This is a genomic window from Bacillus sp. JJ1533, from assembly GCF_036965045.1.
Classification (GTDB): Bacteria; Bacillota; Bacilli; order Bacillales; family Bacillaceae_L; genus Ferdinandcohnia.
On the sequence record NZ_JBALOV010000036.1, the window covers coordinates 115826 to 128122 of the forward strand.

The 12297-nt window shown below is 40.5% G+C and carries 14 protein-coding genes and 1 riboswitch; of the genes, 1 reads left to right on the forward strand and 13 read right to left on the reverse strand.

The genetic code is table 11. The features are described 5' to 3' along the window. Positions 1–10: 10 nt before the first annotated feature. From purN to V7138_RS20055, 12 genes are all read right to left on the reverse strand, one after another. Complete coding sequence (gene purN, locus V7138_RS20000) at positions 11–595, reverse strand: phosphoribosylglycinamide formyltransferase (protein WP_335400834.1); 585 nt, start codon at positions 593–595, stop codon at positions 11–13. Beyond that, on the reverse strand, positions 592–1632 hold the full coding sequence (gene purM / locus V7138_RS20005) for a phosphoribosylformylglycinamidine cyclo-ligase (RefSeq protein ID WP_335400835.1): 1041 nt from the start codon (positions 1630–1632) through the stop codon (positions 592–594). Before purM ends, purN begins: the two co-directional genes overlap by 4 nt. Positions 1633–1656: 24 nt before the next feature. Beyond that, positions 1657–3075, reverse strand: a complete 1419-nt coding sequence (purF, locus tag V7138_RS20010; RefSeq protein ID WP_335400837.1) for an amidophosphoribosyltransferase — start codon at positions 3073–3075, stop codon at positions 1657–1659. Continuing rightward, entirely contained in the window at positions 3051–5279 is a 2229-nt protein-coding gene (gene purL / locus V7138_RS20015; protein ID WP_335400839.1) for a phosphoribosylformylglycinamidine synthase subunit PurL, read from the reverse strand. The genes purF and purL overlap by 25 nt, the downstream gene beginning before the upstream one ends. Continuing rightward, a complete protein-coding gene (gene purQ, locus V7138_RS20020; protein ID WP_335400841.1) occupies positions 5263–5952 on the reverse strand; it encodes a phosphoribosylformylglycinamidine synthase subunit PurQ in 690 nt (229 codons plus the stop codon). Before purQ ends, purL begins: the two co-directional genes overlap by 17 nt. Continuing rightward, on the reverse strand, positions 5949–6203 hold the full coding sequence (gene purS / locus V7138_RS20025; protein ID WP_335400865.1) for a phosphoribosylformylglycinamidine synthase subunit PurS: 255 nt from the start codon (positions 6201–6203) through the stop codon (positions 5949–5951). Before purS ends, purQ begins: the two co-directional genes overlap by 4 nt. After that, positions 6203–6919, reverse strand: coding sequence for a phosphoribosylaminoimidazolesuccinocarboxamide synthase (purC, locus tag V7138_RS20030; RefSeq protein WP_335400867.1), 717 nt, complete (start codon positions 6917–6919; stop codon positions 6203–6205). Before purC ends, purS begins: the two co-directional genes overlap by 1 nt. A 52-nt stretch (positions 6920–6971) precedes the next feature. After that, on the reverse strand, positions 6972–8264 hold the full coding sequence (gene purB, locus V7138_RS20035; RefSeq protein WP_335400844.1) for an adenylosuccinate lyase: 1293 nt from the start codon (positions 8262–8264) through the stop codon (positions 6972–6974). Between the two features lie 17 nt (positions 8265–8281). After that, positions 8282–9427, reverse strand: a complete 1146-nt coding sequence (purK, locus tag V7138_RS20040; RefSeq protein ID WP_335400846.1) for a 5-(carboxyamino)imidazole ribonucleotide synthase — start codon at positions 9425–9427, stop codon at positions 8282–8284. Beyond that, complete coding sequence (purE, locus tag V7138_RS20045; protein ID WP_335400848.1) at positions 9414–9902, reverse strand: 5-(carboxyamino)imidazole ribonucleotide mutase; 489 nt, start codon at positions 9900–9902, stop codon at positions 9414–9416. Before purE ends, purK begins: the two co-directional genes overlap by 14 nt. A gap of 291 nt (positions 9903–10193) precedes the next feature. Next, positions 10194–10295, reverse strand: a riboswitch (purine riboswitch). 74 nt (positions 10296–10369) lie between these two features. Beyond that, complete coding sequence (locus tag V7138_RS20050; protein WP_335400850.1) at positions 10370–10567, reverse strand: NETI motif-containing protein; 198 nt, start codon at positions 10565–10567, stop codon at positions 10370–10372. Continuing rightward, the gene (locus V7138_RS20055; protein WP_335400852.1) at positions 10564–11106 is read right to left on the reverse strand and encodes a DUF2179 domain-containing protein; all 543 of its coding nucleotides are present in this window, start codon (positions 11104–11106) and stop codon (positions 10564–10566) included. The genes V7138_RS20050 and V7138_RS20055 overlap by 4 nt, the downstream gene beginning before the upstream one ends. A 186-nt stretch (positions 11107–11292) precedes the next feature. Here V7138_RS20055 and V7138_RS20060 point away from each other — a divergent pair, with 186 nt between their 5' ends. Next, entirely contained in the window at positions 11293–11727 is a 435-nt protein-coding gene (locus V7138_RS20060; protein ID WP_335400854.1) for an Hsp20/alpha crystallin family protein, read from the forward strand. Positions 11728–11757: 30 nt separating this feature from the next. On the opposite strand, the gene V7138_RS20065 is transcribed toward V7138_RS20060, so the two are convergent. Next, positions 11758–12072, reverse strand: coding sequence for a DUF3784 domain-containing protein (locus V7138_RS20065; protein WP_335400856.1), 315 nt, complete (start codon positions 12070–12072; stop codon positions 11758–11760). Positions 12073–12297 lie beyond the last annotated feature (225 nt).

Sequence of the window (12297 nt, forward strand, 5' to 3'; positions counted from 1 at the left end):
TAATCGCTCCCTACTGTAGATTTCCAATCTTGGTTGTTACAAGTGAATGCAGGATTTGTGGATAAAATTCATGTTCGATTTGATGTACTTTGTCTTCGATGCTTTCTAACGTGTCCCCTGGTTCAATTACTAGTTCACGCTGCGCAATAATGGGACCCGTATCCATTCCCTCGTCCACATAATGAATCGTAACACCGGTCATATCTACACCTGCTCGATATGCTTGACCAATTGCATCCTTGCCAGGGAATGCAGGCAATAATGACGGATGGATGTTCACAATTTTATTTCGAAATGCCTTTAAAAGTGTATCACCAATCAATCTCATGTATCCAGCTAACACTATTAATTCTACATTTTTTGCACGCAGTAATTCCACAATTTCCGCTTCAAAAATAGATTTTTCCGGATACTCTTTTGGTGAAAAAACAAAGGTCTCCACCCATTCCTTTGAAGCCCGCTCAACTACCTTCGCACCTGGCCTATCGCAAACCAGTAATTCGATTTCTGCCGCAAGTCTTCCTTCTTTAATCGAATCCACAATCGCTTGAAAATTTGTGCCGCTACCTGATGCAAAAACTGCTATTTTTTTCATACAAGTGCTCCTCCGCCAAAGGTTACACCGTTTCCTTCTTTTATACGTCCAATAATATATGTCTTTTCTCCTTGCCCTTCTAGAAGCCCGATTACATCATGTAGAACCGCTTCTTCAACAGCAAGAACCATCCCAATTCCCATATTAAAAATATTAAACATTTCTTTTCGGTCAAGGTTACCCGTCTCTTGAAGAAGATCAAAAATTGGGGGTATTGGCCATGAACCATAATCAACTTCTGCCCCTAGTCCGTCTGGCAGCATCCGAGGAATGTTCTCGATAAAGCCCCCACCTGTAATATGGGACATTCCCTTAATTTCAAATTTCTCCATCGCTTTAAGAAGGGATTTTACATAAATTTTAGTAGGCTGTAAAAGCTCCTCACCTAATGGACGACCAATTTCTCCATACGTTTTGGTAAGCTCTAACCCGCCATCCTCAAGCAACACTTTACGTACAAGTGAATAGCCATTGCTGTGAATACCGCTAGAAGAAAGCCCAATTAGGACATCTCCAGGCTTGATCGAAGATCCAGTTACAAGCTTTGATTTCTCAGCAACACCAACTGAAAAACCAGCAAGGTCATATTCATCCTCACTATACATTCCTGGCATTTCAGCTGTCTCACCGCCAACTAACGCACAACCCGCTTGTTCGCAGCCGTCTGCAATTCCTTTTACAATTTGTTCGATTTTTTCAGGCTCTGCTTTCCCACATGCGATATAATCCAAAAAGTATAACGGCTCAGCGCCTTGAACCACAATATCATTCACACACATCGCAACCGCATCAATACCGATTGTATCGTGCTTATCCATCATAAAAGCCAACATGAGCTTCGTTCCAACACCGTCTGTGCCCGAAACCAATACAGGCTCTTTCACATTAACCTTTGAAAGGTCAAACATGCCACCAAAGCTACCGAGTCCGCCCATTACTTCAGGACGAACTGTTTTTGCAACATGCTTTTTCATTCTTGAAACAGCCTCATAGCCTGCCTCAATGTCTACTCCTGCTTGTTTATAAGCATTTGCCATGTTCTAAAACACCTCGATCTTTTTTTAGCTGAATACTTTTTCATGTGGCAATACCGTGTCAGGGAAGATTTCCGTCGGATATTTCCCTGTAAAACAAGCCATACATTGGCCACGTGTTTCCCCTTCAAACGGTCTTCCAATCGCTTTTACTAAGCCTTCCGAACTTAAAAACGTTAATGTATCCGCACCTATGATTTCACGAATTTCTTCTATCGAATGGGAAGAAGCAATTAATTCCTCATGTGTAGAGGTGTCAATTCCGTAAAAGCATGGATTCTTCATTGGCGGTGAACTAATGCAAACATGAACTTCAGTTGCACCCGCGTCACGAAGCATTTTTACAATTCTTTTGCTTGTAGTCCCACGTACAATTGAATCATCCACCATCACTACACGTTTGCCTTCAACTACACCACGAACAGCCGAAAGCTTCATCTTTACCCCTTGTTCCCGCAGTGATTGGGAAGGCTTAATAAAAGTACGACCTACATATCGATTTTTAATGAGACCAAGCTCATACGGAATTCCTGATTGCTCAGCATAACCGATGGCTGCTGAAATACTAGAATCAGGTACTCCTGTTATGACATCTGCTTCAATTGGAGCTTCAAGGGCAAGCTGTTTGCCTAGACTTTTACGAGCGGTATGAACATTGATCCCGTTAATATTGCTATCAGGACGAGAAAAATAAATATATTCCATGCTGCACATCGCACGATTTGTCATTAATGAAAAACGTTCAGAATGAATGCCTTCATCATTGATTACGAGTAATTCTCCCGGTTCCACATCTCTTTCAAAAGTTGCACCTACTATATCGAATGCACATGTCTCAGAAGCTACTACCCAGGCATCACCAATTCTGCCAAGTGATAATGGACGAAGACCATTCGGGTCAAGAGCAACAATCATTTTCTTTTCGGTCATGATTAAAAATGCATAGGCCCCTTTTAACATCGTTAATGCATTTTTTACGCGGTCTTTGATTTTTGTATACCCGCTTTTTCTAGTTAAATGAGCGAGAACTTCTGTATCCGAAGAAGTTTGAAAAATGCTCCCTTGGTTTTCAAGCTGGTGCTTTAAATCATTTGCATTCACTAAGTTTCCATTATGAGCAATTGCAAGGCCACCTACTTGAGAATTAAAGAGGAGGGGCTGAACATTTTGGATGCCCCCACCCCCTGCTGTTGCATAACGAACATGCCCAATCGCCGCTTTTCCTTGTAGTTGTTCAAGTTGGCCATTGCCAAACACTTCGTTCACAAGCCCCTCACCTTTTACAATGCGAAGCTTTTCACCATTACTAACAACGATGCCGGCACCCTCTTGTCCACGATGCTGTAAGCTGTGTAATCCATAATAAGTGATTTGGGCAGCATCTGGGTGGCCCCAAATACCGAACACACCACATTCCTCATTTAAGCCTTTGAGTTCAGCAAGCATGGGATAGCCCCTTTCCATGTACGTCTTAGATTTTCAACAGGTAAATTGATTAGTTCGTTGCCTTCTTTATCTTCAACGATAAATGTTCCATCGCCTGTTACTTCTCCGACTAGATTTGCTTTGACGAGCTGTTCAAATTTTTCTTTGTTTTCTTTTTTTACAGATACAATAAAACGAGACTGTGTTTCACTATATAATTCTGTTACTGCCTCGCCCTGAATTTGTACTTTCACTCCTAAGCCTTTTGTTCCGAACGACTTTTCAGCTAGAGCAACCGCAAAGCCTCCCTCAGCCACATCATGTGCAGAAGCAATAACACCCGCGCGAATGGCCGTTAACACTTGTTTTTGTCTTCTTTTTTCAATCTCTAAATCTAGTTCGGGAACTGGACCAAAAATTTCACCATGGATTAATTTTTGAAGTTCACTGCCTGCGAATTCTTCCTTCGCTTCACCGATCACATAAACAAGGTCGCCTGCTTCTTTAAATTCCTGAGTCGTAATATGAGAAACATCTTCAATCAATCCAACCATCCCGATAACTGGCGTTGGATAAATAGCTTCTCCATTCGTTTCATTATTAAGAGACACGTTTCCACCAATAACTGGTGTACTTAACACACGGCATGCCTCGCTAATTCCATCTGCAGCTTTTTCAATCTGCCAAAAAATTTCCGGATTATCTGGACTGCCAAAGTTTAAGTTATCTGTAATCGCAAGTGGTGTTCCACCAGAGCAAACAATATTTCGTGCTGCTTCACTAACCGCGATTTGTCCGCCTACCTCTGGGTCTAAATAGAGATATCTAGAGTTACAGTCTGTTGTCATTGCTAGTGCTTTCCTTGTATCACGAATTCTTACGACTGCAGCATCTGAACCTGGCGCTACCACTGTATTTGTACGAACCATATAATCGTATTGGTCATAGACCCATTCCTTACTTGCGATTGTAGGCTGCGCAAGTAAATCTTGAAGAGTTTGCCCTATATTTTCAAGCTTTGGTGCTTCAACCTTCATTTCCTTAAATTCGCGATAGTACTGCGGTTCACTAGAAGGCTTATAATAAACCGGTGCCTCTTCAGCTAAAGCATCAACTGGAACATCTGCAATAACCTCACCTTTGTGAATGAGACGAAGTTGCTTGTCATCCGTTACCTTTCCAATCGCTACAGCTTCAAGATCATATTTATTTACGATATCTTGAATTTCTTGCTCTCTTCCTTTTTCAACAACGATGAGCATACGCTCCTGTGATTCAGAAAGCATCATCTCATAGCCTGTCATTCCTGTTTCACGTTGTGGAACAAGGCCAAGATTCATTTCAATTCCTGAGCCAGCTTTACTAGCCATTTCTGCTGAAGAGCTTGTTAAGCCTGCTGCGCCCATATCCTGAATTCCAACTAAAGCATCGGATTTTACAAGTTCTAAACAAGCTTCAAGCAATAATTTTTCCATAAAAGGATCGCCAACCTGTACAGCTGATCGTTTTTCATCAGATTCCTCAGAAAGCTCCTCAGATGAAAAAGTTGCACCGTGGATACCATCACGGCCCGTTTTAGCACCAATATACATGACGGTGTTGCCTACACCTTTTGCCTGACCCTTTTGAATATCTTCGTGATCAATTAATCCCACACACATTGCGTTTACTAGTGGATTCCCTTCATAGGATTTTTCGAATTGAATTTCCCCACCAACAGTAGGAATTCCAATACAATTTCCATATCCAGCGATTCCTGCCACTACTTCTTCAAACAAGTATTTCACTCTTGGTGAAGTCAACTCACCAAATCGAAGAGAGTTTAATAGAGCAATCGGTCTTGCTCCCATTGAAAATACATCGCGGATAATTCCGCCCACACCTGTCGCTGCCCCTTGATATGGCTCAACTGCTGAAGGGTGGTTATGACTTTCAATTTTAAAAACAACTGCTTGGTTATCGCCAATATCAACGATTCCGGCACCTTCACCTGGCCCTTGGAGAACACGGTCACCAGTTGTTGGGAACTTACGTAACACTGGCTTTGAGTTTTTATAGCTACAATGCTCAGACCACATAACTGAGAACAACCCAGTCTCTGTGTAGTTTGGAAGTCTACCTAAAATCTTTTCGACTAACTCAAACTCCGAATCACTTAAACCCATTTCACTATATACTTTTTCTTCCTTAATTTGCTTCGGACTTGGTTCAAGAAGTAACGACATTTGCTGCTAACCTCCAATTTTTCACAATTGATTGAAATAGCTTAATTCCATCTGCACTACCTAATAATTCCTCGACCGCTCTCTCTGGATGAGGCATCATTCCGAGTACATTTCCACGTTCATTTGTAATACCTGCGATATCTGCAATACTTCCATTTGGATTTGTTCCGTGATAGGTGAATGCGATTTGATTGTTCGAACGTAATCTTGCAAGTGTTTGGTCATCACAATAATAGTTTCCCTCACCATGTGCAATCGGAACTGTTATAACCTCACCTGCTGCGTATTCAGAAGTAAAGATGGACGTATTGTTCTCTACACGAAGCTCCACTGGACGACACATAAATTTTAAGTTCTCATTACGACGCATCGCACCAGGTAATAGTCCTGCTTCTAATAAAATCTGGAATCCGTTGCATACACCAAGAACTGGCTTTCCAGCCTCAGCAGCTTTTACAACCTCTTCCATCACATTTGAAAAACGAGCAAGTGCCCCAGTTCTTAGGTAATCTCCATAAGAGAATCCTCCAGGAAGCAAAATCCCATCAAACTTTTCTAAATTAGTTGCATGATGTGATACATACTCAACTTCTTCTCCAAGCGCATCCTTAATGGCATGATACATATCCACATCACAATTAGAGCCTGGAAACACGATTACGGCAAATTTCACTGTGTGACAACCTCCTCAACCTCATAACGGTAGTCCTCAATTACCGTATTTGCTAAAAGCTTTTCACAAATTTCCTTAACCGTTTTGTCAAGGTCCTCTACTGATTTATCAATCATTAGTTCCATATATTTTCCGATCCGAACATCCTTAACCACTTGATAATTCAATTGGTGTAAAGACCCCATCACAGCACTTCCTTGTGGATCTAAAACACTCTCACGTAATGTTACATAAACCTTTACTTTATACATCATGCAATTTTTCCTCCTAGTCGGTTTAAAATTTCCGTATAAGCAGCCGTTAAATTTCCCAGGTCTCTACGGAATACATCTTTATCAAATTTTTCATTTGTTTCAATATCCCAAAAACGGCAAGTATCAGGCGAAATTTCATCTGCTAGCAGTACCTCTCCGTCTTTCGTTACGCCAAATTCAAGTTTAAAATCTACTAATCTGATTTGAATGTCTACAAAAAATGTGCGCAATACCTCATTGATTTTTAATGCCTGTTCTTTAAGCTCATGGACTTGGTCCTTTGTTGCAAGCTCTAGAACATGAATGTGATCCTCGTTCACAAGCGGATCGCCCAGGTCATCATTTTTATAGTAAAATTCAACAATGGGATGGGCTAACTCTGTTCCTTCTTCGATTCCTATTCGGGTTGAAAAGCTACCTGCAACCACATTTCGGACGACAACCTCAAGCGGAATAATCGAAACATGCTTTACTAGTTGTTCGTTTTGCGATAGTTTACCAATGAAATGTGTTTTGATTCCAGCGATATGAAGCTTTGAAAATAACATGCTTGTAATCTCGTTATTCAGTCGGCCCTTACCCGCGATTTGTGCTTTCTTTTCCCCATTAAAAGCTGTGGCTTCATCCTTGTATTCCACTAATACGATCGATTCTTCGGCAGTTTGATAAAGTTTCTTAGCCTTTCCCTCATATAGCAACCTAAGCTTTTTCACGTCCATGCAGGACTCCCCCTCAACATTTCAGATTAGGTGAATGACCGTTATTTCAAAGTCCTAAGCGTTCAAAAATCATGTCAACATGCTTAAGGTGATAGTTATAATCAAAGCAATCATTAATTTGTGATGGAGTTAACCGACTCGTAATTTTTTCTTCAGCCTCAATTAATTCACGGAACGGAATTTGTTTTTCCCACGCCTCCATTGCTTTTGGCTGTACTGTATCATAAGCTTCTTCTCTTGTTAGACCAGAATCGATTAACGCTAAAAGTACACGTTGTGAATAAATTAATCCAAGGGTTCTGTCCATATTTCGCTTCATATTCTCAGGGAACACGGTTAAGTTCTTCACAATGTTTCCAAAACGGTTTAGCATATAATTCAACGCAATCGTTGCATCAGGTAAGATAATGCGCTCAGCAGAGGAATGTGAGATGTCACGTTCGTGCCAAAGTGGAACATTTTCATAGGCTGTCATCATATACCCGCGAATCACACGAGCCAATCCTGTCATATTCTCTGATCCAATCGGATTTCGTTTATGTGGCATTGCGGATGATCCTTTTTGACCTTTTGCAAAAAACTCTTCCACTTCTCTTGTTTCACTCTTTTGCAAACCGCGAATTTCGACTGCAAATTTTTCAATCGAAGTGGCGACAAGCGCCAGTGCTGACATATACGCTGCATGACGGTCACGTTGTAAGGTCTGTGTTGAAATCGGTGATGGGGTAATACCAAGCTTTTCACACACATATTTTTCAACAAATGGATCGATATTGGCATATGTTCCAACCGCACCTGAAATCTTCCCAAACTGTACACCCTCGGCAGCAAGCTTAAAACGCTCAAGATTACGTTTCATTTCTTCATGCCACAATGCAAGCTTTAACCCAAATGTCGTTGGTTCTGCATGAACACCATGCGTACGTCCCATCATAACCGTATATTTATGTTCCTTTGCTTTTTCCGCTAAAATATCAATAAAGCGTTCGATATCTTTTTGTAAAATATCATTTGCTTGTTTCAGCAAATAGGATAATGCTGTATCGACAACATCTGTTGACGTTAATCCGTAATGGACCCATTTTCTTTCTTCACCCAGTGTTTCCGATACGGCACGTGTAAACGCCACAACGTCATGTCTTGTCTCTTCTTCTATTTCATTAACTCGATTCAAATCAAAGGATGCATTTTTACGAATGAGGGCCACATCTTCTTTTGGAATCTCACCAAGCTCTGCCCATGCCTCACAAGCTAGAATTTCAACTTCAAGCCAAGCACGAAAGCGATTTTCTTCCGTCCATATGGATCCCATTTCCTCACGGGTATAACGTTCAATCATGTTGAATCCCCCTCATATTAAACACGGATAAATTGTGAATCATTCCAAATTTGTAAGGAGTCGGACTTTTTTAAAGCCTCTTCCGTTGTATTTGCTAAGACAGTAACATGCCCCATCTTTCTCTTCACTTTTGCTTCTTTTTTTCCGTAGAGATGAACCTTCACATTTGATAGAAGGGACACTTTTTCAAGCAAGGGCTGAAGGTGCTCACCTAAAATATTGCTCATGACAACCGGTCGTAAAAGGGTTGTCTCTCCCAGTGGCCAATCGCATACTGCGCGAACATGCTGCTCAAATTGTGACGTCTCACATGCATCAATTGAATAATGACCAGAGTTATGTGGACGTGGTGCCAATTCATTGATGTAGATTTCCCCATCCTCCGTCACAAACATTTCAGCAGCTAACGTTCCTACTAAATGGAGTTCAGAAGCAAGCTTCATCGCCATTTCTTTTGCTTTGGCCTCCGTGTCTTCAGAAATTCTTGCTGGAACAATAGATTGATGCAGGATATTGTCAACATGAATATTCTCTGCAACCGGAAAAGTTTTAGCCTCTCCGGCTGAATTTCTCGTGACGATTACAGAAATTTCTTTTTCAAAAGGGACCCACGCCTCTAAAATACACATTCCAGACGTAAGAAGTTTGGCTGCCTCTTTGACATCTGTTGGTTCTTTCAAGACAAACTGTCCTTTTCCGTCATAGCCACCACGGCATGTTTTTAAAACGGATGGAAACCCAATTGTTTTAATGGCTTCCGCTAATTGTTTTTCATTTTCAATGAGTATAAACGGAGCAACTCGTAAGCCAATCCCCTGAATCGCATTCTTTTCTGTACCGCGATCCTGGGTTATTTTTAATAAATGACTGCCTTGGGGTAAATTCGCATTCTCTTCAAGCCATGTTAAGGCCTCATAATCTATATTTTCAAATTCATAGGTGATTACATCACTTATGCTTGCTAATTGTTTAATAGCATCAAGATCATCGTAATTGGCGGTAATTTCGAAATCGGCTACCTGTCCACATGGTGAATTCGGTGTTGGGTCCAAGACAGCAACGAAAAACCCCATTTCCTTAGCTGAGATAGCCATCATCCGACCAAGTTGACCGCCACCAATTATTCCAATCGTTTGCCCTGGTAAAATTCTATTCAAGCTCATCACTGCTTTCTAATACTTGAATTCTTCTAGTTTCTCTTATCTCAACAAGCTTCTGATCCCATTCTGGATTGGATGTTCCAAGTATGGAAGCTGCCAGTAATCCTGCATTTGTAGCACCTGCTTTACCAATTGCAACAGTCGCAACCGGCACTCCACCAGGCATTTGAACAATCGATAAAAGGGAATCAAGTCCATTTAATGCTCTTGATTGAACCGGAACGCCGATAATAGGCAAAGTTGTTTTCGCTGCAACCATTCCTGGTAAATGTGCCGCTCCACCTGCTCCTGCAATAATCACCTTAATGCCTCGTTCCTTCGCTTTTTCCGCAAATTCAAACATTAAGTCTGGTGTACGATGAGCAGATACTACCTTTTTTTCATAAGGAATGCCAATCTCATCTAACACATTGCAAGCTTCCTTCATCGTTTCCCAATCTGATGTACTTCCCATAATTACACTGATAACTGGATTCATAAGATCCTCCTAGATAATAATCATTCAAATACGCCTTGGCGTATTTGCGCCCAGATTTTTATTCGAGCTCGCTCGAATAACTTCCATTAAAAAATCTGAGGCATCCGCCGGAGGCTTTTACTTTATTTAGCCATTGTGTATTTGACAAACTTTGTCTTCCGCTATTTCATCATAATAATCTGCTAATAAGGGATGAAAGTTCCGCTAAATAAAGTAAAAATGCCCAGGCAAAGACTGATTTCCGAAAAGGGGAAAGCAATCCTACCTGGACATTCCGTATCAAGAATAGGTAAAATTATACTTTTCCCTCATAGTCCAATAATTTACGGTTATCGGGTAGAAACTTATGGGCCATATTCCCAAGATTATATGAGGTAATTTATCTAACCTAATCTTAACAACTGTATTATTCAATTGTCAATAAATATCGAACGATTTACAAATGTTTCATTTTTAATGTTCGTGTTTTACTGTAGTTTTCCTTCAAAAATAATCTTTCTACTACAAGGTTCGACGACAATCTCTCCGTCTCGCTTAACCTCCTGAAACACAGGTTCCTCCATTCTTCTAACAGGAAAATACCCTTCGGCCTTCATCCGGTCAAGGCATTGATCAATCGTCTCATTCTCTTTCACTTCAAATTTTTGTTTCTTTGGCTTACTCATGATTCAAGCTTTCCTCTCCTTACAGCTCTTACCCAGAACCCGCCGTGAATTGACTTTGGTTCATATGCAACCACGAACGCCTTTGGGTCCACATCTGTAATGGTTTTATACAATTTCATCTCATATTTACGTGGAGTTAGTATTGTCATGGACAAACGGTCGCCTTCCCTTCCCTGGGACATCCACGTCGTAACTCCATACCCCTCATCACGTAAAAGCTTAGGTAAATCCAATTCATATTCTTTTGTAATCACACTTACAGTAATATACCCAAGTGCAAGCTTTTCTTCAATCTTCATTCCAACTATGACACCAATCCCATAACCTACTGCATATGCAATTAAATTTTGAATTTGATTTAAATTATCAAGCACCAAACCAAGGCCAACAACATAAATCACTACCTCAACTGTGCTAATCAACGCAGCCAAATACCGCTGCCCCTTCATTGTGAGGATCATCCGAATTGTAAAAAAGGTAACATATACAATATTAATGACCAAAATAATGGCAACCATAACATAAGCATTCTCTAACAATATAAACTCCCCCTTAGGAATCATTCCTTCGTTTATCTTTCCAAAGATGACAATATACTAAACATTTTCCCTAAAAGACCCTCTCCAAAACATACTATCATGAATTTCTCTATAGGCACACACCAACGCTTTTAAACATATACTAGATTACCGTATTTTGTATTTTAGAGGAGGGTACTTTAGCCTATGAAAATGGACCAATTTAAAAATATGAACGATTGGCGAAAGCAATGGGACCATTTTTTTGGTGATGAATTTTGGAACGGATTCGCCCCATTTTTTGATAACCCACAGTCCCAGCTAAATATTTATCAAGGTGAAAATGAACTCTTAGTCGTACTAAGCCTCCCAGGACTCACAAAAGTGGAGGACGTCAACATTTATGTAAACCATCAAACACTAGAGGTAAAAGGAAAGATTAATTTGAACTTTAAAGGCTTCGATCTCGTTCAAGAAGGCATTTTCCAAGGAAAATTCGAACGGGAAATCCAGCTCCCCTACACCGTCAAAGAAGACCGTATAAAGGCTAGCTACAAACGAGGCCTCTTACTTATTCACCTGCACAAACAAATCCCCGATGATTCCAGAAAAAAAATAGAAGTAATGGACCGAGATAAATAGAGAAAATCCCTCACATCCGTGGGGGATTTGTTATTTTGGATCAGCTGGTTTATTGATTTTATTTATATATATCACAAGGACAATCGAGCCAAGCACGACGATTGCACCAAAAAGCAATCCAAAAAGCTCACTAATAAATTCCAGCCCAAATGGCAGTAATATGGTAAGCAAACCAATGACGATTGTAAATAAGCCTACAACCTTTGCTAACTTCTTCTTATCATCCTTATAGGCATCTTCTTTATAACCAGCAATAAGCGAAAGTTGCTTTTTCTTCCAAATCAAAAAACCCATAAAGATACAAAAAAGACCCACAAAAAAACATACAATGAATCCAGCGAGCATCGGAACACCTCTTCCTAGTTATCAGTTCGTTATGTATTAATACGGAATAAGTGCTGTCAAGGTTTCAAAAATGGTGAGAGTTCTTAGCGTTGTGGTAGGGCGGTTTTTTATTGGATTAGGGGTTTGGGTTAATTTCGAGTGATCAGGTTATCATTTATCGTTGGACGGGTGGGGTGATAGGCTGTTTATGGTGTTTGTGGGATATCGTTTATCGTTGGGCGAGTG

What these genes read in the sequence shown, in the direction of transcription:
- purN (WP_335400834.1), bottom strand. Translation starts at nt 595, where the DNA reads ATGAAAAAAATAGCAGTTTTTGCATCAGGTAGCGGCACAAATTTTCAA.
- purM (WP_335400835.1), bottom strand. Translation starts at nt 1,632, where the DNA reads ATGGCAAATGCTTATAAACAAGCAGGAGTAGACATTGAGGCAGGCTAT.
- purF (WP_335400837.1), bottom strand. Translation starts at nt 3,075, where the DNA reads ATGCTTGCTGAACTCAAAGGCTTAAATGAGGAATGTGGTGTGTTCGGT.
- purL (WP_335400839.1), bottom strand. Translation starts at nt 5,279, where the DNA reads ATGTCGTTACTTCTTGAACCAAGTCCGAAGCAAATTAAGGAAGAAAAA.
- purS (WP_335400865.1), bottom strand. Translation starts at nt 6,203, where the DNA reads ATGTATAAAGTAAAGGTTTATGTAACATTACGTGAGAGTGTTTTAGAT.
- purB (WP_335400844.1), bottom strand. Translation starts at nt 8,264, where the DNA reads ATGATTGAACGTTATACCCGTGAGGAAATGGGATCCATATGGACGGAA.
- purK (WP_335400846.1), bottom strand. Translation starts at nt 9,427, where the DNA reads ATGAGCTTGAATAGAATTTTACCAGGGCAAACGATTGGAATAATTGGT.
- purE (WP_335400848.1), bottom strand. Translation starts at nt 9,902, where the DNA reads ATGAATCCAGTTATCAGTGTAATTATGGGAAGTACATCAGATTGGGAA.
- V7138_RS20050 (WP_335400850.1), bottom strand. Translation starts at nt 10,567, where the DNA reads ATGAGTAAGCCAAAGAAACAAAAATTTGAAGTGAAAGAGAATGAGACG.
- V7138_RS20060 (WP_335400854.1), top strand. Translation starts at nt 11,293, where the DNA reads ATGAAAATGGACCAATTTAAAAATATGAACGATTGGCGAAAGCAATGG.
- V7138_RS20065 (WP_335400856.1), bottom strand. Translation starts at nt 12,072, where the DNA reads ATGCTCGCTGGATTCATTGTATGTTTTTTTGTGGGTCTTTTTTGTATC.